We start from the raw sequence: 21,431 nt of genomic DNA, 5'->3' as shown, positions 1-21,431 counted from the left end.
ACGGGCCGGGACGGTGTGCTGAGGCCGAGGTACTGGTCCGGGCCTATCTGGCGGAAGTGAAGCCGCAGAGCTGACGCGGCCCCTGACGCGTCACGGGGATGTGGACGATCAGGGGCCAACGCCTTCAGCATGACAGACCGACATCGGCGGCGAAACCACGCCTTGGTGCAGGTGGGACGTGCTGTCCCCAGCCCGGAGCCGGCAGCGACCGTGAAGACGGAAGGCGACGGAAGACGGTGGCCGAGGGAACACGCCAGGCCGCACAGGCGATGTACCGGCTGATGCGCACCATCGAGGCGTCCTGTAGCGACCCGCGCACCCGAGCGGAGGTGGAAGCTCTCCAGCACGCCCTCCCCGCCGACGCGGAACTCGCCGTGCATGAGATCCCCCTCATCGCGAGCAACCTCACCCGGGCCGCCGCCGAACTCGACGCCGCCCGCATCGCCGTGAACCTCTCCGGCACCCAACTCTGGGCCGCCGTCCGCGAGCTGTACCCCGACCTCATCCTCCCCGAGCCGGACCGCTGCCAGGCCGCCGGTGACCGTGCCGACGGCTGCGAGGGGCTGGAGGACGCCGTGCTGCTCGTGCCCGCTTCCGGGCCCGCCGTCACCGCCTGCGTCCACCATGCAGCCGCCGCCCACGCCCAGCTGCCCGGCTGTCGCGTCGAACGAGGCCCCGGCTACCGGTCACCCAGGGGCTTGCGGTGGGACGGTGGGGTGTGCTTCTGCCGCAGGGGGCCGGATGGGGAAGTCGCAGTCGAAGGTTGATCTGTACGCCGCGATACGGCGCGATCATCCAGACCGGCACAGACTCCTACCGTCTCGCCCACACCAAGGCCCTGGCCGAACGCGCCGAAGCCAGCTGACCCTCGGGCAGGCTCCGGGCATGTCGGTGACTAATGCCCGGAGCCGCCCAACCGGCCGGTTCACCGGAGAGGAGCACCCCCGTGTCTGCGCGGGAGAGCAGGACACGAAGCCGCCACCGCAAGTGCACACCGTGGTGTCGCACGAGGTCAACGATTCGGGACCGGCAAGGACACGCATCACCCGTGGATTCGAACCGCGGGCCCCTGCCATCATGACGACGGAAGAGCATTTCCGGTATTTTTCAACGTGTTAGGTCGAGGCTGAGGGGCTGCTGATCACGATGTCCGACTCAGAGCGGCGGTGGACCTTCCTGACCAACCACGCCCGGGTGCTGCGGGCCATCGCGCAGGGCCCGGACGCTCGTCTGCGCGCCATCGCCGCCGCCTGCCAGATCACCGAACGAACAGTCCAGGCGATCATCACCGACATCGAACAGGCCGGCTACCTCCGTCGGCAACGGGTCGGACGTCGCAACCAGTACATCGTCGACCTCGACCAGCCGCTGCGGCACCCCGCGGAAGCCGGCCTCAACGCCCGCGCGCTCGTGGAACTCGCTGCCGGGAATGGGTCTCAGGCACCGAAGACGGCCTCTGCATCGGAAACCGTGTCATAGACCCGCAGAAGCTGATCTGCCCCGGTCATCTGAAGGATCCGCCGCAACGGCTGCGGCACACACGCCAGCACCAGCACGGCTCCGCCGGCATCCGCCTGTCTCCACGCTCCGATCAGCACATTCAGCCCGGCGGAGTCGCAGAACGAGACGCCGGACAGATCCAGCACGATGAAGCGGTCACCCCGCGCGATCAGTTCCTTGAACTGCGGGCGCAACAGCGGGTCGGTCAGGTAGTCCATCTCGCCGCTGACCCTCGCCACCAGGCAGCGCCCGGAGGCAATCGTCTCGACCGACGGATCAGCCACAGCGTTCTCCCAACCGGCTCCTCGGGAGGCCAGCGCACAATCTCAACGAGAGCCTACCGACCCCCTGCCCCGCCCTGGCCGTCCTATCCACCCGCTCACCCCATGGGAAGCACGCTCGCGCCAGCGATCAGCCCGCTGCGTCAGCCCTGACGGGCTGGCGCAGCGGCACAGTGACATCAATTCTCATCGACATTGATCGTTCAAAAGCTCGGCAGGTGACTCCCGAACTCACGTCGAAATGACATCCACGGAAGATGACACAGCCAACCGGTACCGCCCGGACCTCACCACTGTCACCGACACCGTCCACCGCTCCCTCACTCTGCGCACCAAGGCCCTCGTTCAGCATCCTGACGGCCAGTAGCTTGTACGGCACAGTCCTGTCGCGGGCCCGGCTCCCGCTCCACACCGACCGGCCCGCGACGGCGACTGCCCGCGTCGTCGACCTCGACGTCTGGTTCTCCCTCCGCCGGCTCAGTGCCCTCGCCGTACACCCCGAACGGACCGCACTGCCCACGGACGGCTCCGAGCAGCGGGGCTCCGCCCTTGCGTCGGTAGAAATCAGGGATCATCCCGTCACCGTACGACAGAGCAGGTGATATCGGATGCTCTCACTTCCGGCGGCACCCGCGACGTGCGCCGCCTTCGTCGGTGACGGGCGTGATGCAGTGCCACTGCCGTTCGCGGGGCTGACGGAGTGCAGTGAGGAGGAGGCGCCGCTGCCGCCCCACGGACCTGACCCTGTATGCCTCTGCCCGGGGAGGCGAGAGAACGTGTCCGCTGCGCCGCACCGCGCGGGCGGGATTCGCGAGGGTCCACTTGCTGTCAACATCGGTCCCACGCTCACGTACACCGGACTGCTGGCTGCCTTGCTCCGGGGGGGTATCGTGCGCGACCACGAAAGCGAAGCGGAGTCGGGCGATTGCGCCCCACTCACCCGGTACACGGTGCCCGCCGCGCTCGCCTGCACGTTGTGGGTGTTGTGGAGGGCGCTGCGCATGACCGGGGCGCGGCCCGATACCGAAGGCGGGAGGCAGAAGGGAAGAGGATGAGCGTCATCGTGTGGCTCGTTGAGGTCACCTGGTCCGCCTGCGTGGACGCGGCCCGCCGCCACGCCCCCGAGGACACTGAGATCGTCCTGCTTCATGTGAGCGGTCACGAGATCCCGGAGGCCGCATGCAGCGCGTTCACCGGACCGCTCGGCCTGGGCGAGCCCGAACACGTCTCCGCTACCCGGCTGGATACCCCCGCCACCTCCGGCGGGCACCTGCTTGAGTCCGCTGCCGACCGGCTGGGCCGCCCCTGCACCCGCATGCAACGCACCGGACACATCGCGCGAGAGGTCATCGTCGCCGCGCAGGGCGCGCAGTTGCTCATCATGGCGCGGGACGGTGACCGCAGCCGACTTGGCCCCGACAGCCTCGGACCGGCCGGCCGCTTCGTCGTCGACCACGCCCCCTGACCCGTCCTGCTGGTCTGGCCCGAACCCGCACCCGGCCTCTCCGGCATCCCTGCGCCGCCTGGCCCTCAAGGGCCCAGCCGCACCATCCGCCTTTCACCTGCGGTGGAGAGGTGAGCTTGCAGCCGTCTTCGGACGCGTGAGCTGCGAGAGGGCCTGCGGTGGGCGGGCAGATGCCGCTGGTGACACGAGCCGTCTCCGCCGCGGTCTGAAAACCCCATGTTTCAGAAGCAATTGCCTATCAAAGGATCTTGCGCAAAGGGTGGGGCGATCTGGCACACTGCGGGGGCGTGCCCAACACGCCGACCCCGTCGTCTCCCCCCGTGACGACGGGGTCGTCATGATCCCCCGGTCGTCAGCTTCCTGGCCTGCTAACCGGGTTACTCAGTCTCGGAGTTTGCTTCCGGTCGGCTCCGCAGCGCACTGCGTGCCATGCCGCGGTTGGATGCCCGGCTCCCCATTCATATGTGCAGGGACAGACCTGTCACGGGGGTTACGAGCCTGCCCCTGCACCTGGGAGCCCGCTGCCCCCTCCACAGAGGGCGGGCTCCTCGACCCTCATGATCGGGCCGCTCTCTACAGCGCGCTTCGGTTCGGTTGTGTCACACGTGACCGCTGTGGGGGGCAGGCCGCGGGGCTGTGTGGGGGCGGTTAGGCTGGCGAACTTCGAGCCCTTCCCGGCCCCTGTCGGGTTTCTCCCTGTCCTCGGCCCTCCGTCCTGTGCCGGGCCGGGCGGCTGTGATCAGTCGTCCTCGTCTTCGTCGCCGTGCGGGTTCCGCTCGCCCTTCTTCTTGCTTCCCGCCTTCTCCTTGGGGGGTACGGCGCTGGCTTCTGGCTCCGCATCGTGTTGCTCGTCGTCGGAGAGAACGGAGTCGGCCAGGATCGGGGACGGACTCGGCCCGGTCGGCCAACTCGTAGGCGGGGCAGGGGTTGTCGTGTGTCCGGGGCTGGTGGGGGTGGTTTCTGCGGAGCTGTTGTCGGGGGTGAACCACGTCATGCCGGCAAGCACGGCGGCCAGGAATAGCACGGTGGCGGCGACGGCACCCGCCCACGCGGGCCGACGGGCGGCGAGCGCGCCTACGCCTGGCCTCCGCGAGGCGGTGCGCCGCGTACCGGCGGCGGTGTGCGGGGAGGCCGTCGGCAGCAGGTACGTGGTCGCAGGTCCGGTTTTGCCGACCGGACGGACATGGCCAGAACTTGCCGGGGCGCCGAGAGGCGCGGCCTTTTGCGGGGCAGGGGCAGCGGCGGGCAGGGGCTCGGGGCGGCCCTGCCAGGCGCCGGTGGCGAACCAGTCGGCGGCCTGCTGGGCAGTAGGCCGGTCCTCGGGCTGCTTGGCGAGCAACCCGAGCAGGTAGTTCTCGAAGGCGGGCGGCAACAGGACGCCGAGATCGCGCGGCAGGAGCGGAGGGGCGTCGAGGTGCTGGTGGAGGATGGCCAGCGTGGTGTCGGCCTGGAACGGCGGGCGTCCGGTGAGGAGTTGGTAGAGCACGCAGCCCAGGGAATACACGTCGGAGGCCGGGCCCGCGAGCTTGCCCAGAGCGCGCTCGGGGGCGAGGTAGAGGCTGGTGCCGACGATCTGTCCGGTGGCGGTGAGCGCGGCGGCCGGGTCGTCGAGGAAGCGGGCGATGCCGAAGTCGCCGATCTTGAGGGTGTCGTCGGTGTCCAGGAGCAGGTTCGCGGGTTTGATGTCCCGGTGCACGATGCCCTGGTGGTGGGCGGCTGTGAGTCCGGCCGCGGCCTGGGCGGCGATGCGGGCGACCTGCGCGGCGGGCAGCCTCCCCCCGGCACCGGCCAGGACGCGGTCGAGGCTGTCACCCTCGACCAGCTCCATGACCAGGAACAGCTGATCCTCATGCTCTCCGAAGTCCAGCACCCCGACCACGTGCGGGTGGTGGAGCCGGCCGGCGGTCTGCGCCTCCAGCCGGAAGCGGGAAGCGGCGGTGGGATCAGAGCCCTGCGCCAGCAGCAGCTTGAGCGCCATGGCCCGGCCCAGCATCTCGTCGTGCGCCCGCCAGACCTCCCCCATCGCGCCCCGCCCGATCGACGTGTCCAGCCGGTATCGGCCCGCTATCAGCACCTGGTGTGTCTTTCCTCAAGCTCCGTAACGATTCGATCGCCGCAGGCCATGACGCACCGCGCGTGCGCGGCGGGTGGTGGGGATGCCGCAGCGGCCCCAGCGTACCTGCCCCAGCAACGCCGGCCACCGTCAGACAATCGGTCAAGGAGAGCGCCGTCGAGCCGACCGGCCAGGGGAGCCTTCGGCTTGTGGTGTGGTCCATAGAGGTCGCCGAATTGGCCGGCGTACGGCCACGCGGCGGCAGCGGCCCTCTCACCGAGGCAGCTTGGACACCGTGGCCGTGTGCTGCGGTCGGGGCTCGCCCGGCCCCGGCAACTCCTTGCTGCCCGAACGGAGGCCGGTCACAACCTCGTTGGCATGGGCGGCCCGCTCCCTGACCTCGGCCAGCTCCTCCTCGCCCAGCAGAGCGAACGGCACCGAGGCCGTCTCACGGTCGTCGTCGGCCTGCGGCCCCGGCCAGGTCGGGGCCTGGGCTGTTGGGCGATCACCGCCTGCGCTGACGCTGTTCAAGCCCCGGAGAGGCTGAGGCAGGCTGAGGCTGCGCCACCCAGCGAGTACGCGGACGCCCCTTCGTTCCCGGGGCCGTCGTAGTGGAGTAGCCGGGCAGGTCGGCCGTGCGGCGCAGGCGCCAGACGAGAACATCGCTGACCGACTCGGCGGTGCCCAGCTCCCGACGTACGGCAGCCTTGGTGAGGAGAGCCTGTGGGTTGTGGCCTGCTTGTGTGGCGTCGGTGAGGGTGGCGGCCAGGGCATCCCACCCGGGTTCGGCCAGGATGGTCTCGGCGAGGTCGGGCAGGGCGGCACGCACGGTGGCGGCGTGGTGGCGGAGCAGGGACGGGGCGATACGGCGGCCACGTTCGCGCAGCACGGTGAAAGGTTCGGCGGCTGCCTGCTCGTAAGCGAGCCGCAGGTGTACCGCAGCCCGGCGGGCGGCCTCGGCCTGCTGGGCGTGCAGTCGCTGGGCATGCCAGTGGGCGGCGGCGACGGCGAGGAAGACCAGCGTGTCCAGGACCATCGCGGTGCCGGCCCCGTCCTCGCCCCTGCCGAACGCAGGTCCGCTGTACACCAGGTCACGGGCTGCCCGACGCAGACCCTGCGCGTGGCGGAACTCGGCTCGGGTGTGGGAACGGGAGGCCCGCTCGAACTCCCTGGCCGCCCGCCGAAGTTCGTTCCGGGTGTGGAGCGCGGAGGTCTTGGCGAGGGCATCGAGGACCTCGCCGGTGGCGGCGATCTGGGCGGCAGCCGCGCCGTCGTCGCCGTTCGCGTCGAGGACGAACAGCGCTGCCCAGGCCGCGTCAGCGGCAGTGCGCCGAGCGGTGGCAGGCGCCGAGAACGCGGTCATGCGCTCGCCGTCAGTGCCCTCCGGGACGGCGGAATCGGTGGTGAAGCGTGCCTGGACGCGGGGCAGGGACAGGTCAGGGGCGAGCGTAGAGCCGGCGTAGTAGATCGGCTCCTTGGCCCCGTTGCGGTCCCCGGGCAAGGCGACCGTGTAGCCCTTCAGGTCGCCCGAGGGCAGCACTTTGGTGCGTACGAGCAGCCCGGCGTCCTTGAGGCGGTTGAGGAACTCGTCGGTGGAGGCGGCACCGGCGACCGCGCGGCGCACGGTCTCGCGCAGCTCCTCGCGCGCAGCACGGTCCAGGCCCAGGCGATCGGCTTTGTGCCGCTCGGCGCTGGTGGTGCGCTTCGCCGCAGTGCCGTCGCCAGGGGCAACACGATGGAGGTCGTAATCGGCCTCGATGAGGCGAGCCTCCGCCTGGGCGCGCTTGCCGGAACGGTGGTGGTCGGGGCGGCGGCCGTCTTCGCGGACGAGGGTGGCGATGATGTGGATGTGGTCGTCCGCGTGGCGGACGGCCGCCCAGCGGCAGCCCGCGCCGTCGCCGGGGTCGATGCCGGTGGCCGCGACGATACGGCGGGCGATGTCGCCCCACTGCTCGTCGGTCAGGACCGGATCGCCGGGGGCGGCGCGCACCGAGCAGTGCCACACGTGCTTCTCGGGCCGCTGGTCTTGGTCGAGGAGGTGGAGGGGCTGGTCGAGGAGGTCAGCGAGGTCCTGCCTGGTGGCCGAAGGGTCACGGCCGGGATCGGGGGCCATGTGGTCGAAGGAGGCGACCAGATGCGGATCGACGTGCTCCTCGTGCGTGCCCTTGCCGTAGAGGTAGCGGAGCAGGCCGAAGGTGCTGCTGCCCTGCCGGTGGATGCTCGGGATCAAGCCGCCTCACCCACCTGACGGTTGGCCACCCGGTCGACGGCCTTCTTCGTGGCGTTTGCCGCGCGCTGCACGTCGGCGAGTACCTCCTTGACGTAGGGCACGTCGCCGCCGGAGTTGAGCGCCTTGGCCACCTGGTTGAGGTTGCTGCCGGCCCACCCGAGTTGCCTGCGCATGGCGAACAGCTCGGTGAGCACGTCGCGTTCGGTGGCGATGGTGACGGCGGTGCGGGACTGGTCGCGGGCGGCGGCCAGCGCGGAGTGGGCGAGGAAGCCGGCCAGGCTCATGCCCACGGCATCGGCACCGGCCTGGATGAGGGCGTGCTCGTGATCGCTGAGGCGGACGCTCTGGGCGGGACGCTGCTTCTTCTCACGCAGACGCGGCTTCCCCTTGATCTGGGTCTGGCGCGTACGGCCGGCCTTTCCCGGCTGCGATCCGCCCTCGATCGCAGCCCTCCCGTCCGGCGCCCCCTGGTGCCGGACGGGCTCCGTCACCCCCGGGGCGGAGTCGGGTTCGGGCGCTCCCCCTGCGGGGGAGTGTCCGAACCTCCAACTTGCTGGGCTTTCTGGGGCTGAAGTGACGGCCGTGTCCTGCTGGGAAGTGGGAAGTTCGTGGTGCCGGTCAGACATCGGGTGGTTCTCCGTGGGGTGCTGAGTACTTCGCTATGCCTGGCCCAAGTGCCCCTGCGCTCGTTGGCGTGGGACACGGGGGAGCCAGAAGGAAGTAGGGCGATTGGTGCGCGCGGGGGTCAGGCGGTGCCGACGGGGGCCGTATCGAGGTCCTTCTGCCGCTGGGAGGGGGCTTCGTCGAGTTCGTCTGGAGGCTCGGATTCGAAATCGTCGTACGCGACCGGCTCGGCCTGTCCGGCGCGCTCGGCTTGCAGCTGGTCGCGCAGGGCTCGGGCTCGGGTCTGGCCGATCCGAAGCTCGCTGCGCAGACGCTCAGCGGTCAGCCGATCGTCGCTCCAGCCGGCGGTCAGGTGCCTGGCTTCGGTAAGGAGTTCGGCGTCGGTGCGGGTGCGGTCGGCGGCCGACTTGGCCGTGGCGGGGACTCGACCGGTGGCCCGACGGGGGGCAGCTCCGGTCGACTGCCCCGCAGCACCCGACCTGTGCGGTCGGGTCGCGGGGGCCGAGTCGTCGGCCTCGGCCGGCCTCGGCACGGGCGTCTCGGGGACCTTCACAGAGGTCGGCCCGGTCGTCTGCTCAGGAGCCGAGTCGACCTGGTCAGACCCCGACCGTGCGGCCAGCTGGTCTCGCTGACTCACCGACTGGGCAGAACCGGCTTCGGCAGAAACAGCCGACTCGGGGTTGTGGTGCAACACCTTCGCCACGAGGTCCGACCCGAAGTAGATCGACCCGACCGGGAGCGAGGTCGCCAGCAGTACGAGGGCCCAGTTCGCGGGGCCCCAGTCGACCAACCGGCCCCACTGTGTCGACTCGGTGTGCAGGGCCGGAACAATGCCGTGCACGTAGTTGAGCAGGAGACTGGCGATCGTGTAGGTCGCCAGGACCCGCAGCGCGAACTTCCGGTCGGCGCCGGTGAGCACGAGCGTGGCGATCAGCGCGAGGGCCATCAGCCCGTCGACGACGATCGGGTAGAGCAGGGCGGCGGTGGGGTCGGCGCCGATGGCGCGGGCCACGTCGGACAGCGCGTTCCACGACACCCGGAACGCCATGAGGACCACAGCCATCAGGCCGACGACGAGGGTGAAGCGTGCAGTGCGGTTCACGCGGTGATCCCCGGCCCGTACGGCTGCGCGGCGGTCGGCGCGAGCACGGAGCCGGTCGATGCGGAAGCGGAGGCTGCGGCCGCCGGGGGTGGCGTCCGAGGCTATCGGGGCAGGCGAGGGCAAGGCAGGTTTCTCCAGGGCGGTGCGGTACGGCTTATCGGGGAGACGTAAGAGGCGTTCGTTACTCGTCGGCTCCCACGCGATCCCCTCTATAAGGAGGGGACCGCGCGTGAGTGACTGGTGGTGTGAGGTGTGTGCGGGCCCGCGTGAGCTTCTGACCTGCAATTTCCTCGGCGGCGTGAGCCGTGTGAGGGGCGTGTGAGGCGTTCTCCGGGACGCGGCCCGTGAGTGCTCGCGTGAGCCGCCGCTCTCGTATCAGGGGCTCCCGTTCACCGAGCCCCGTCTCCTCAGGAGACGGCAGCCATGTGCCGCGCCCTGGCCCGGTACCGCACCTGACGGCTACCGCCGGGCTCCTGGTCCTTGGTGGCCTGCCCGGCCTCGTGAAGGGTCTTGAGCGCCCGCCGCGCCCTCTCCTGCTCCTTGGCGCTCGGGTCCGGCTCCCCGGTCAGCTGAGCCGCCAGCTCCTTGCTGGTCAGGCCGTCGGGAGCGTCGCGCAGAAGCTCGTACGGGTCGAGGGGCACGTCGACCCGCGACGTACCGCGCTGGTGGTCATGGATCACCGTCAGCGGGCCGATCTCACCCGTCACCGTCTTGGCGTGGTGGAGTTCGACCACCGTGTTGCCCGCTCCCCCACTCAGGATCATCACGCTGCCCGCGCCGGCGGTGAACCACGTGGTGCCGTACACCCGGTCCAGGGTCGGGCGTCCGCCCGGCTTGGCGTCGGCGCTGGCCTTGCGCTGGTGGTGGAGCTCCAGCAGTTCCGCTCCGGAGCGGAGAAGCTGCTGCCGGGCGCGGTTGTACGCGCCGACGGCCTCGTCGTCCGTGAGCTTGCCGACGATGTCCTTGATGCTGTCGATCACCACGGTGTCGGCGTCGTGGTGGGCGGCGAGTTCGGCAAGGAGGTTCGGCTCGCGGTCGAGCGTGGTCGGCAACGGTCCGGCCCAGACCACCAGACGGTCCCGAAGGATCTCCTCGTCGACATTGCGCACCAGGCGGCGCAGCGCGCGGGCGATCTGCGGCGGTCGGTCCATCGCGAGGTACAGCACGCGCCTGCCCTCGGTGACCGGCATGCCGAGCACCAGCCGCTGGAAGCCGAGCCTCGCCATGACGAGCTGGTGCGCGATGGTGCTCTTGCCTACCCCCGGCGGGCCGACCAGCATCACGCTCTCGCCGCTCGCCCACGCCGTCTGCTCGGGCGTGCCCCAGATCGGCGGCACCTGGGCGCCGTACTCGCTGACGAAGGCCCAGCCGTCGACTGCGAACCGGCCGAGCCTGCCACTGCCGGACACCCCTCGCCCGGCGGTGGTGTCGAGGGCGCCCTGCAACTGGGCCCGTATCTGGTCGGGGTCAGCCCCCTCGGTCCCGCTCTGCTGCAAGGTCTGCACCGCCACCGCCTGCAGGCGCCGCAGCTCCGCCTTCTCCCGCACGATCTCGGCGTAGTAGTCGCAGTTGCCCGGCCCCGGAGTCGCACTGGCGAGCGTATGGAGGTAGGCGACACCGCCGACGCGGGCGAGCGCGCCGATCCGCCCAAGCTCCTCGCCGAGCGCGATGGGGTCGGTAGGTGAACCCTCGTCGCGGAGCGAGAGCACGGACCGCCAGATGTCGGCGTGCGCCGGGCGGTAGAAGTCGGTGGCCTGGAGGATCGGGCGGACGGCGTCGACCGCCGCCGCAGTGTACATACAGGCACCGAGGACGGCCTGCTCCGCCTCCAGATGGTGGGGCGGCATGGGCAGACCAAGGCCCTCGCCGGCGTCGAACCAGGAGCTCGTCTGCGGGGATGCGGTTCGGGCAGGCTGGAACGTACCCTGGGGCACAGAACTTCCTCACTCGGTGCCGTACGGGATGGCAGTCCCGGCACCGGGGCAGATCGTTTATGGGCGGTCGTCTGGGAGTCGTTACGGCCTTCGGCGCTCCAACGCCGGGGGCCGCTCCCATGTCTGCGGCTGTCCGCCGCTGCCGCTATGCGGCCTTCGCGTACGTCGTGGTCGACATCAGGTCGGCGAGCCGCGCGGCGCTGTGCGGGCTGATGCTCGTCGTGAATCCCGCGCACACGCGCGTCAGGGCTTGGGTGCGGGCTGCCGCCTGGGCCTCACGGCGGCTCGGCGTACGCGGGGCGGCTACGGCGTCCTGGCGGTCGGACGGCAGGGGCATGAGCAGGTCCTTGCTGGCGGTGCGGAGCTGGCAGGCTCCGCACCGCCGGTCGTTCGATGGGCGGTCTGTCGCGCGCCTGGCCCGAGACGCTCCAACGCCTGGGCCGTGCGTGCCGCGTACGAAGGACTGGCAGGTCCTCCGAGGCGGCTATCAGTGTCTGGAGAATCGCCGGTTTCGGTAACCGGCGTTTTGCTGCTATGTTGCCTCGCCGCCGCGCCCAGGCGTGCCCCTCGCTGCAGCCTCGTCGCCTTGCCTACAGCTGGTTCTGCTCGATGGCGATCCGGTCCCAGTCGAAGACCCCGCTGGGCTTGCCCGAGGCGTCGATCACCACCCCTGAGAACAGGAACCGCAGCACCGCGTTGCGCCGCTCGTCCGTCATCTCCTCGGCGTGCCAGGCGGCCTTCGCCCCGGGGCCCGTCAGCCCATCGAGCAGCTTCATCGGCCGTACGACGAGGCGGCGCTGGGCCTTGGCGATGCGGTCGGTGATCTCCTTGCGCATCCTGCGGTACTCCGCCGTGGAGATCTCCTTCGCGGTCCACATGCCGTTCAGCTCGTCGAGCTGCCGCTGGTCCGCCTCGACGGACACCGCAGCCGCGTCCGGCAGCGAGGTCGACGCGAGCTTCCCGGAGACCGTAAGCCTGCCGAGCAGATCGATGGCGGCCTCCGTGACGAACTCCTCCAGCTTCACCGCCGCGATCCGCCGCACGCACTTCTTCTCGCCGTTGCGGCTCTTGCGGGTGCACAGGTACGACGGCACCCCGCCGATCTTCGTGCCGGACATGAGCGTGCCGCAGCGCAAGCACATCACCAGGCCCCGCAGCAGGTAGAAGCGCCGCAGCTCCAGGTTGGTCTCGTGGACGGCGGACCGGTACTCGCGCCGGGCCCGTGTCTCCTCCCACACCCCCTGGTCGATGATCGCGGGCCACTTGCCCGGCCCGACCTCCTCGCCCTGGTGCATGCGGATGCCGGCGACATGGCGCGAGTCGAGGAGAGCGCGGACCGTGCCCTGCGTCCACTCCTTGCCGTACACGGTCTTGATGCCGCGCTTGTGGAGAACCAGCGCGATAGCGCTCGGGCTCTGCCCCTTGAGGTACCGGTCGAAGACCTCGCGGGCGATCTCGGCCTCGTCCTCCTTGATGGTCACGCCGTCCATCTCGTACCCGAAGCGGCGCTTGCCCGAGTGCGGCAGGCCGTTCTCGGCACGCTCCTTCAGCGCCGACTTCAGCCGCCGCGAGGTGTCGTCGGACGAGCGGCAGGCATGCGCGACCTCGATCCGCAGGATGAACCGGTCGTCGGGGTCCGACAGATCCCGCCGGTTGGCCTCCCCATGCAGAGTGATCGCGTGCTCGTCCGAGACCTGGAGCAGCTCCTCCAGGTCCCTCGGCTGCCGCATCAGGCGGTCCGGGTGGTACGCGATGACGTGCCGGAACTCGCGCCGCTGGGCACGCTCCAGAAGCTGGTCCCAGCCCGGCCGCTTCCGGCCCCGGCTCCACGCCGACCGGCTGTTGTCGACGAAGACGTGGGCGGGGTCGATGGTGAGCCCCCGGCGCTCGGCGATCTCCCTGCAGATACGTTCCTGCCGATCGACGCCGGTCTGGTCGTCGTCGTCCGCCTGGGATATCCGGCAGTAGAGAGCCGCTGGCTCACCTGGGGTTATGGTCGGCTCGTGGGGCCTGGGTCGTCGCATGGGACCGATGGTATGAGCACGGAGTGGGCTCGCCGAACTTCCGGCACCCGGTCACCCTCGCCAAGGAACTGATCTCCCTCGACGACATCTCCGGCGGCCGGGTCACCCTCGGTATCGGCGCGGGCGGCACCGGCTTCGACGCCACCGCTCTCGGCCAGGAGCCGTGGACGCCGCGTGAGCGGGCCGACCGGCTCGCGGAGTTCGTGCCGCTGCTGGACCGGCTGCTGACCGAGGACTCGGTGTCCTACGAGGGCGACTTCTACTCGGCGCACGAGGCACGCAACATCCCGGGCTGTGTCCAGCGGCCCCGGCTGCCGTTCGCGGTGGCGGCCACCGGTCCGCGCGGGCTGCGGCTCGCCGCCCGCCACGGGCAGGCGTGGGTGACCACCGGCGACCCGAAGCTGTACGAGAACGGCACTCCTGAACAGTCGATTCAAGCCATTCGCGGTCAGGTCGAGAAGCTCGCCGACGCATGTGCGGAGATCGGCCGTGACGTGACCGGGCTCGACAAGATCCTGCTCACCGGATTCACGCCGGACCGCGCCCGGCCACTGGAGTCGCTCGGCGCGTTCGTCGACTTCGCGGGCCGGCACCGGGACTTGGGCTTCACGGAGATCGTCGTCCACTGGCCGGTCGCCGACTCGGACTTCGCCGCGGACGAGAAGGTCTTCGAGCAGATCGCCATGGAGGCGCCGGGGCAGCTGCGCTGAGGCGACGGAGCGTGATCGTACCGGTGGGGGCGGTAACCACTCACATGCGCGGGCTCCCGCACGGCCGTGCGGGCATATGCGGGAGAATGAGCGGGTGACCTCAGCGACTCGACAGCCCGAGACCCCGGCCTCCACCGTCCCGCCGCGCCTGATAGCCACGGACCTCGACGGCACCCTGCTGCGCGACGACAAGTCCGTCTCCCCGCGCACCGTCGCGGCCCTCGCCGCCGCCGAGGAGGCGGGCATCGAGGTCTTCTTCGTCACCGGCCGCCCCGCCCGCTGGATGGACGTCGTCAGCGACCACGTCCACGGCCACGGCCTGGCGATCTGCGGCAACGGCGCCGCGGTGGTCGATCTGCACGGCGGCGCCGGCGCCCACCGGTTCGTGAAGGTGCGGGAGCTGGCGCGGGACAACGCGCTGGACGCCGTACGACTGCTGCGGGACGCGGCGCCGGGCACGGTGTACGCGGTGGAGCAGACGTACGGCTTCCACCAGGAGCCGGACTATCCGAAGCTGCACATGGAGATCCCCGACGAGCTCCAGCCGGCCGAGAAGCTGCTCGCGCCGGACGGTCCCGGGGCCGACGAGCCGGTCCTCAAGATTCTCGCCTTCCACCCCACGATCGACCCGGACGCCTTCCTCACCCTCGCCCGTCTCGCCATCGGCGAGCGCGCCAACGTCACCCGCTCCAGCCCCAGCGCCCTGCTGGAGATCAGCGGCCCCGGTGTCTCCAAGGCCAGCACGCTCGCCCTGTGCTGCGCCGAACGCGGTATCTCGCACGAGGAGGTCGTGGCGTTCGGGGACATGCCGAACGACGTGGAGATGCTGACCTGGGCAGGGCAGTCGTACGCGATGGGCAACGCCCACCCCGACGTGATCGCCGCGGCCTCGGGGCGGACGGTCGCGAACAACGAGGACGGGGTGGCGGTCGTCATCGAGCAGTTGCTGGCGCGGCGCTAACCGAGCGGGATGCCGCGTTCCGCCAGCCACGGCACCGGGTCCGTCGCCGAGCCCAGCTCCGGTGTGACCCGGACCTCGAAGTGCAGGTGAGGTCCGGTGGAGTTGCCGGAGGTGCCCGACTGGCCGATCCACTGCCCCGGCGTCACCTGGTCCCCCTGGTCGACGGTGACGGCGGCGAGATGGGCGTACTGCGTGTAGTAGCCGCCCAGGTGCTCGACCACGATCTCGATGCCGAACGGGCCCCCGCAGGACACCTTCACCACCCGGCCCGCGCCGACCGACCGCACCGGCGTGCCGATCGGCACGGCGAAGTCCTGCCCGGTGTGCCGGTTCGCCCACCGCGAGCCGCCGCTGCCGAAGCCCGCGGACAGTTCGTACGCCTCCACCGGCGCGACCCAGGCGCCGACGACCTGTGTCGGAGGCTGGTCGAGCCGGACGGCGCCCCGGCAGGCACCCGCCGCGACCGACGCGTCCGCCTGGCCCTGCAACCGCAGGCGCGCTTCTTCGAGCTTCTGCTCGATGTCCGTCTTCAGGCCGGCGAGTTCGACCTTCCGCTTCTCCAGCGACTGCCATGCCGCCGCGGCCCTGGCCTCGTCCTTCGCGAGCCGCCGCTCGGCCCGCCGGCTCTTCTCGATGGAGTTGTTCACCGCCAGATTCGCCTGGGAGAAGACCTGCTGACCGCGCATCAGCTCCTCCGGACTGCCGGCGAGGATGATCTGCGCGGTGAGCGGAAGGTCACCGCCGCTGCGGTACTGGGTACGGGCGATCCGGCCCAGGTCCTCGTGCATGACGGCGATGGCCTGCCGCTCCCGGACGAGCAGCGCCTCGAACCGCTGCGCCCGGGCGCGCTGTACCTCCGCCTCCTGCCTTCCCTTCTCGTACTGCTGTGTCGCCACGGCCGCGTCCTCGTACAGCCGCGCCACCTGCGCGCTGATCCCGGGGTCACCGCCGTCGCGCCTCGTCTCCGCCGCGCCGGTGGGGCGCGCGGCGAGCACGGCGAGCGCGCACAGCGCGACGGGAACGAGCAGGGGATGACGGCGGGGCAGTCGCATGTCAGCGATCGTGGCCCGAGTGCGGGACAGCGGCATGTCCAGGTCGTACAGCCGGGGGAATCACGGCTCCGTTCGGCGGAGTCGTACGACCGAACAGGCTCCCGTGGAGTCGCGGTTGACGGTCCGTCATGGGTGAGGTCGCTCACCGGGGTGGCTCCTCAGTCGAGCGGTGCCTCCCACACCACGGTCGTACCGCCGCCGCCCTCCCCGATGCCCGGCCCGTGCCGGCTGTCGCCGCCCAGCGACTCGGCACGCCTCTTGAGGTTCTTCAGGCCACTGCGCCGGCCGCCCTCGGGGATGCCGACGCCGTCGTCCCCGACGGTCAGACGGACGCCCTCGCGCCCGCCCGGCAGGGTCACGGTCGCGTCGACGACGACGTCGATACGGGAGGCTCCGGCATGCCGGAAGGCGTTGGAGAGGGCCTCGCGCAGGGCCGCGATGAGGTTCTTGCCGGTGAGGTCTCCGACGAGGGCGTCGACCGGGCCGACGAAGCGGGGGGAGGGTTTGAAGCCGAGCGGCACGGCAGCGGTGTTGATCTCCCGCAGCACGCGTGTGCGCAACCCCGCGGGCACCTCGGCGGGCCCCTGTTGCAGCGCGAAGATCGCGGTGCGGATCTCCTGGATCGTGACGTCGAGTTCGTCGACGGCCTTGCCGACGCCCTCGCGCACCTCGGGCACGACCGACCCGCGCTGCGCGCTCTCCAGCATCATCCCGGTGGCGAACAGCCGCTGGATCACGAGGTCGTGCAGGTCACGGGCGATACGGTCACGGTCCTCGTAGACCGCGAGCCGTTCCCGGTCGCGCTGTGCGTCGGCCATCATCAGCGCGAGGGCGGCCTGCGAGGCGAACTGGATCGCGAGGGTGCGTTCCGACTCCGTGAACGCCCGTTCCCCCCGCGCGCGGGGCGTGACGAGAGCGCCCAGGACACGGCCGTCGCTGTGCAGGGGCAGCATCATGGTCGGCCCGTAGCCGCGCGCGAGCGTGGTGACCATGCGCGGGTCGGCGGCCGCGTCGTCCATGAACACGGCCTGTCCGTGGAGGAGTTCGGTGACGACCTTGCTCTCCGGCGGGACGACCGTGCCCAGGATGTTCGACGGCTGGTCCGCGGCCACCGCGGCGACCTCCAGGCCGCCCTCGTCGGCGGGCAGCAGCACGATCCCGGCCGTCGACCCCGACAGCCGCCGGGCCTGCTCCGCGACGACCTGGAGGGCGTCGTCGACGTCGCCGCCCGACAGCAGGGCGGTGGTGACGGCGACCGACCCGTCGATCCACCGCTCACGCTGCTTGGCGGCCTCGTACAGCCGCGCGTTGCCGATCGCGATGCCGGCCTCCGTGGCGAGCACCCGGACCATGTCGAGGTCGTAGTCGTCGAACGGCTCGCCGCCGTGCTTCTCCGTCAGATACAGGTTCCCGAAGATCTCGCCCTGGACCCGGATCGGCAGACCGAGGAAGCCGCGCATCGACGGATGGTGCTCGGGGAAGCCGCAGGAACGCGGATCCCGGGTGAGGTCCGCGAGCCGGACCGGCTCCGGATCGCGGATGAGTGCGCCGAGCAGCCCCCGGTGCCCGTCCGGCAGCCGTCCGATACGGCGGGCGGTCGCCTCGTCCACGCCGTGGGAGACGAAGTCGCAGAGCCCCCGGCCGTCCTCGTCGACGACGCCGATGGCCGCGTAACGGGCCCGCGTCAGCGCGGCCGCGGTCTGGCAGATCCGGTCCAGCGTGGAGTGCAGCTCAAGACCGCTGCCGACGGACCGCATCGCCTCCAGCAACTGCGGCACCCGCGCGGCCAGCTCGGTCGGGAGAGTCCGGGGCGGGGCACCGGGGGACGATACGTCGGACATGAGGCGAGCGTAATTAGTCCCCTTTGATACAGAAAGTCGAGAGCCTCGGGCAGCGGCTCACGCGGTGAGCGCCAGCACCTCCGACTCCGCCTCCCGCTCCACCATCCCCCGCAGCGGCCCCGCCACGGCGGCCAGCTCCGCATAGGAACCCCGCTGCACCACACGCCCCTCGTCCAGCACGATCACCTCGTCCACCCCTTCGAGACCGGCCAGCCGGTGGGTGATGAGCAGCGTCGTACGCCCCTCGGTGGCGGCCAGGAGATCGGCGGTGAGCGCGTCGGCGGTGGGCAGGTCGAGATGTTCGGCGGGCTCGTCGAGCACGAGGACGGGGAAGTCGGCGAGCAGCGCACGGGCCAGTGCCAGCCGCTGGCGCTGCCCCCCGGACAGCCTCGCCCCGTGCTCGCCGACCAGCGTGTCCAGGCCGCCGGGCAGACCGTCGGCCCACTCCAGCAGCCGGGCCCGCCGCAGAGCGTCGCGCAGCTCGTCCTCGCTCGCGTCCTTCTTGGCGAGCAGCAGGTTCTCCCGCAGCGAGCTGTCGAAGAGGTGCGCGTCCTGGGCGCACAGCCCCACGAACCGCCGTACGTCGTCACCGTCCAGCGCGTAAGCGTCCACGCCGCCCAGCGTGTACGAGCCGGCCTCCGCGTCCAGGAACCGCAACAACACCTGCGCGAGGGTCGTCTTGCCCGACCCGGACGGGCCCACGACGGCGATCCGGCGGCCCTGCGCGAGGGTCAGGTCCAGCCCGGCGAGGGCGTCCCGGTCCTGCCCGGCGTAACGGGCGGACAGTCCCTCCACGACGACCGGGAACGGCGACACGGGTGCCTCCCGCGGCTGCTCCGGCTCCCGTACCGGCTCCGGGGCGTCCAGCACCTCGTACACGCGCTCCGCGCTCTTGCGGACCCGCTGGCGGTACTGGACGGCGAGCGGCAGTCCGAGGACGGCCTCGAAGGCGGCCAGCGGGGTGAGTACGACGACGGCCATGGTGACGCCGCTCAGCCGTCCGTCGGCGACGCCCTGGGCGCCCACGAGGGCGGTGGCGGCGACGGTCAGGCCGGAGACCAGCGCGGTGAGCCCGTCACCGAGCGCGGTGGCGGTGGCGGCGCGCGAGGCGATCCGGGCGAGCACTCCGTCGGCCTGCCGCGCTTCGGCGGTACGAGCGGGCAGGGCGCCGGCGACGGCCAGTTCGGCGGTCCCGGTGAGCAGGCCGGTCACGCGCGTCGCCAGCACTCCGCGTGCGGGGGCCAGGCGCCGCTCCGCCCGCCGGGCCACCGCACCGGTGACCAGCGGCACCCCGACACCGGCCGCCAGCAGCCCGCCGGCGAGCACGGCACCGGCCTCGGGCAGCAGCCAGGCGGTGAAGCCGACGGACGCCGCGGACACCGTGAGGGCGGCACCGGCGGGCAGCAGCCAGCGCAGCCAGTAGTCCTGGAGGGCGTCGACATCGGCGACCAGGCGCGACAGCAGATCACCGCGGCGGGTCCGGCGCAGCCCGGCGGGCGCCAGCCGCTCAAGACGCCGGTAGACGGCGACCCGGGTGTCGGCGAGCATCCGCAGCACGGCGTCGTGCGACACGAGCCGCTCCGCGTACCGGAAGACGGCCCGCCCGATCCCGAAGGCCCGCGTCGCCGTCACGGCCACCATCAGATACAGCACCGGCGGCTGCTGCGAGGCCCGCGAGATGAGCCATCCGGAGGTGGCCATGAGCCCGACGGCACTGCCGAGGGCGAGGCTTCCGAGCAGCAGGGCGAGCGCGAGGCTCCCGCGCCGGGGGACGGCCATGGCACGGACACGGGCGAGGACGCCCCGGGTGCGCACCGCCGCTTCCGGATCGCCGGGCGCGGCCTCGCCGGAGGGCCCCGCTTCGACATCGCAAGAATGCTCCTCGATGTCGGAGGAATGCTCTTCGATCGCACGCGCCGCGGCCGCCTTCGCCACGACCTCCGCACGAGCGGCAGCAGCGGCCTCCTCCAGCGGCACCACCCGCTCCGCCTCCGCCAGCCGCACCACCCGGTCCGCCACGCCCAGAAGTGCCGGCCGATGGACGACGAGCAGCACCGTCCGCCCCACCGCCAGCCGTCGTACCGCCGCCACGACCTCCGCCTCGGTGGCCCCGTCGAGCGCCGCCGTCGGCTCGTCGAGGAGCAGCACAGGCCGGTCCGCCAGGAATGCCCGGGCCAGTGCGAGCCGTTGCCGCTGACCGGCGGACAGCCCTGCCCCGTCCTCCCCGAGCACGGTGTCGGCGCCCTGCGGCAGCGCGTCGACGAACTCCAGCGCGCCCGCGTCCCCGAGCGCCTGCCGTACGGCGGTGTCGTCCGCGTCGGGCCGTGCCAGCCGTACGTTCTCGGCGATCGTCCCGGCGAACAGGTGCGGCCGCTGCGGCACCCACGCGATCTGTGACCGCCACTCCTCCAGATCGGCCTCGGCGAGATCGACTCCCCCGACCAGCGCCCGCCCCCCGGCAGGCGGCACGAACCCCAACAGCACGTTCAGCAGCGTCGACTTGCCCGCACCGCTCGGCCCCACGAGCGCGACGGTCTCCCCGGGCTCGACGGTGAAGGACACGTCGGAGACGACGTCTCCGGACCGGCCGGGGTAGCGGACGGTGACGTCGTCGAAGGACAGCGCTCCGGCGGGCACGGCACGGGTGCCCGACGCCGGGACCGGCGTCTCCAGCACCTCGAAGATCTCCTCGGCCGCGGCCAGCCCCTCCGCCGCCGCGTGGTACTGCGCCCCCACCTGTCGCAGCGGGAGATACGCCTCGGGCGCCAGCACGAGGATGACCAGACCGATGTACAGGTCCATCTCACCGTGGACGAGCCGCATACCGATCGTCACGGCGACCAGCGCCACCGACAGCGTCGAGAGCAGCTCCAGGGCGAAGGAGGAGATGAAGGCGATCCGCAGCGTCCGCATGGTCGCCTGCCGGTACTCGCCGGTGATGCGCCGGATCGAGTCGGCCTGCGCCTTGGCCCGCCCGAACACCTTCAGGGTCGGCAGCCCGGCGACGACGTCCAGGAAGTGCCCGGACAGCCGGGACAGCAGCTGCCACTGACGGTCCATCCGGGACTGCGTGGCCCAGCCGATCAGCACCATGAAGATCGGGATGAGGGGGAGCGTGCCGACGATGATGGCCGCCGAGACCCAGTCCTCGGTGACGATCCGCGCCAGCACCGCCACCGGCACGACCACCGCGAGGCCCAACTGCGGCAGGTAGCGCGAGAAGTAGTCGTCGAAGGCGTCGACCCCGCGCGTGGCGAGCGCGACCAGCGATCCGGTCCGCTGTCCGCTCAGCCACCCGGGCCCGAGCGCCGCGGCCCGTTCCAGCAGCCGCCCCCGCAGCTCGGACTTGACCGCCGCGCTCGCCCGGTGCGCGGCGAGTTCGGTGAGCCAGGACACCAGCGCACGCCCACCCGCGACCGCCAACAGCAGCAGCAGGGGAGTGCGGAGTTCGGAGACCGCCAGACCGTACTGGAACGCGCCGACCACGACCTCGGCGATGAGCATCGCCTGGGCGATGACCAGGGCCGCCCCGACGGCACCGAGGCCGACGACGGCCACCATGAAGAGCCGGGTGGCTCGGGCGTACCGGAGGAGACGCGGATCGATCGGTTTCACGTGAAACACACCCTCTTCTCAGCGGGGTCAAGCTATTCA

Annotated in this window: 17 protein-coding genes and 1 pseudogene; 6 read left to right on the top strand and 12 right to left on the bottom strand. The window is 71.4% G+C overall.

What is annotated here, in order from left to right; genetic code table 11:
* The first annotated feature begins 236 nt into the window (after positions 1-236).
* Positions 237-767, top strand: a complete 531-nt coding sequence (locus HLK59_RS20435) for a hypothetical protein (protein WP_171142924.1) — start codon at positions 237-239, stop codon at positions 765-767.
* A 379-nt stretch (positions 768-1,146) separates the two neighbouring features.
* Positions 1,147-1,479: a helix-turn-helix domain-containing protein gene (locus HLK59_RS20430; protein ID WP_171142923.1), complete on the top strand. Its 333-nt coding sequence runs from the start codon at positions 1,147-1,149 to the stop codon at positions 1,477-1,479.
* On the opposite strand, the gene HLK59_RS20425 is transcribed toward HLK59_RS20430, so the two are convergent.
* Entirely contained in the window at positions 1,437-1,784 is a 348-nt protein-coding gene (locus tag HLK59_RS20425; protein ID WP_171142922.1) for an STAS domain-containing protein, read from the bottom strand. The two genes, HLK59_RS20430 and HLK59_RS20425, sit on opposite strands and share 43 nt — an antisense overlap.
* A gap of 365 nt (positions 1,785-2,149) precedes the next feature.
* On the opposite strand from HLK59_RS20425, the gene HLK59_RS20420 reads away from it, so the two are divergent.
* Positions 2,150-2,383, top strand: a complete 234-nt coding sequence (locus HLK59_RS20420) for a hypothetical protein (protein ID WP_171142921.1) — start codon at positions 2,150-2,152, stop codon at positions 2,381-2,383.
* A 449-nt stretch (positions 2,384-2,832) separates the two neighbouring features.
* A complete protein-coding gene (locus HLK59_RS20415) occupies positions 2,833-3,246 on the top strand; it encodes a universal stress protein (protein WP_346779777.1) in 414 nt (137 codons plus the stop codon).
* Positions 3,247-3,985: 739 nt separating this feature from the next.
* Here the strand turns inward: HLK59_RS20415 and HLK59_RS20410 are convergent.
* From HLK59_RS20410 to HLK59_RS20375, 8 genes are all read right to left on the bottom strand, one after another.
* A complete protein-coding gene (locus tag HLK59_RS20410) occupies positions 3,986-5,320 on the bottom strand; it encodes a serine/threonine-protein kinase (protein WP_171142920.1) in 1,335 nt (444 codons plus the stop codon).
* A 252-nt stretch (positions 5,321-5,572) separates the two neighbouring features.
* Entirely contained in the window at positions 5,573-5,830 is a 258-nt protein-coding gene (locus tag HLK59_RS20405) for a hypothetical protein (protein ID WP_171142919.1), read from the bottom strand.
* A complete protein-coding gene (locus HLK59_RS20400) occupies positions 5,805-7,529 on the bottom strand; it encodes a relaxase/mobilization nuclease domain-containing protein (RefSeq protein WP_171142918.1) in 1,725 nt (574 codons plus the stop codon). The genes HLK59_RS20405 and HLK59_RS20400 overlap by 26 nt, the downstream gene beginning before the upstream one ends.
* Positions 7,526-8,020, bottom strand: a complete 495-nt coding sequence (gene mobC, locus HLK59_RS20395; RefSeq protein WP_346779776.1) for a plasmid mobilization relaxosome protein MobC — start codon at positions 8,018-8,020, stop codon at positions 7,526-7,528. Before mobC ends, HLK59_RS20400 begins: the two co-directional genes overlap by 4 nt.
* Before the next feature lie 254 nt (positions 8,021-8,274).
* Complete coding sequence (locus tag HLK59_RS20390) at positions 8,275-9,255, bottom strand: DUF2637 domain-containing protein (RefSeq protein WP_346779775.1); 981 nt, start codon at positions 9,253-9,255, stop codon at positions 8,275-8,277.
* 407 nt (positions 9,256-9,662) lie between these two features.
* Positions 9,663-11,189, bottom strand: a complete 1,527-nt coding sequence (locus HLK59_RS20385; RefSeq protein WP_346779774.1) for a DnaB-like helicase N-terminal domain-containing protein — start codon at positions 11,187-11,189, stop codon at positions 9,663-9,665.
* 145 nt (positions 11,190-11,334) lie between these two features.
* Complete coding sequence (locus HLK59_RS20380) at positions 11,335-11,526, bottom strand: hypothetical protein (protein WP_171142916.1); 192 nt, start codon at positions 11,524-11,526, stop codon at positions 11,335-11,337.
* A gap of 253 nt (positions 11,527-11,779) precedes the next feature.
* Positions 11,780-13,213, bottom strand: coding sequence for a recombinase family protein (locus tag HLK59_RS20375; protein ID WP_171142915.1), 1,434 nt, complete (start codon positions 13,211-13,213; stop codon positions 11,780-11,782).
* Between the two features lie 29 nt (positions 13,214-13,242).
* On the opposite strand from HLK59_RS20375, the pseudogene HLK59_RS20370 reads away from it, so the two are divergent.
* Together HLK59_RS20370 and HLK59_RS20365 are read left to right on the top strand one after the other, a co-directional pair.
* Positions 13,243-13,923, top strand: a pseudogene (locus HLK59_RS20370) (LLM class flavin-dependent oxidoreductase); the annotation flags it as partial.
* A 94-nt stretch (positions 13,924-14,017) separates the two neighbouring features.
* On the top strand, positions 14,018-14,884 hold the full coding sequence (locus tag HLK59_RS20365) for a Cof-type HAD-IIB family hydrolase (protein ID WP_346779773.1): 867 nt from the start codon (positions 14,018-14,020) through the stop codon (positions 14,882-14,884).
* Here the strand turns inward: HLK59_RS20365 and HLK59_RS20360 are convergent.
* The 3 genes from HLK59_RS20360 to cydD form a co-directional block, all read right to left on the bottom strand.
* Positions 14,881-15,936 (bottom strand): M23 family metallopeptidase, encoded by a 1,056-nt coding sequence (locus tag HLK59_RS20360; RefSeq protein WP_171142913.1) that lies wholly within the window; start codon positions 15,934-15,936, stop codon positions 14,881-14,883. The genes HLK59_RS20365 and HLK59_RS20360 overlap by 4 nt on opposite strands.
* A 158-nt stretch (positions 15,937-16,094) precedes the next feature.
* Complete coding sequence (locus HLK59_RS20355) at positions 16,095-17,777, bottom strand: GAF domain-containing protein (protein ID WP_171142912.1); 1,683 nt, start codon at positions 17,775-17,777, stop codon at positions 16,095-16,097.
* 57 nt (positions 17,778-17,834) lie between these two features.
* On the bottom strand, positions 17,835-21,392 hold the full coding sequence (gene cydD, locus HLK59_RS20350) for a thiol reductant ABC exporter subunit CydD (RefSeq protein WP_171142911.1): 3,558 nt from the start codon (positions 21,390-21,392) through the stop codon (positions 17,835-17,837).
* Positions 21,393-21,431: the final 39 nt, after the last annotated feature.

This window comes from Streptomyces sp. S3(2020) (assembly GCF_013044505.1).
Lineage (GTDB): Bacteria > Actinomycetota > Actinomycetes > Streptomycetales > Streptomycetaceae > Streptomyces.
Note: the sequence above shows the minus strand (reverse complement) of the source record. Positions and strands in the feature narration are given on the sequence as shown.

Excerpts from the sequence above, each read along its gene's own strand:
- HLK59_RS20360 (WP_171142913.1), bottom strand. The coding sequence starts at position 15,936 with ATGCGACTGCCCCGCCGTCATCCCCTGCTCGTTCCCGTCGCGCTGTGC.
- HLK59_RS20375 (WP_171142915.1), bottom strand. The coding sequence starts at position 13,213 with ATGCGACGACCCAGGCCCCACGAGCCGACCATAACCCCAGGTGAGCCA.
- HLK59_RS20380 (WP_171142916.1), bottom strand. The coding sequence starts at position 11,526 with ATGCCCCTGCCGTCCGACCGCCAGGACGCCGTAGCCGCCCCGCGTACG.
- HLK59_RS20355 (WP_171142912.1), bottom strand. The coding sequence starts at position 17,777 with ATGTCCGACGTATCGTCCCCCGGTGCCCCGCCCCGGACTCTCCCGACC.
- HLK59_RS20430 (WP_171142923.1), top strand. The coding sequence starts at position 1,147 with ATGTCCGACTCAGAGCGGCGGTGGACCTTCCTGACCAACCACGCCCGG.
- HLK59_RS20415 (WP_346779777.1), top strand. The coding sequence starts at position 2,833 with ATGAGCGTCATCGTGTGGCTCGTTGAGGTCACCTGGTCCGCCTGCGTG.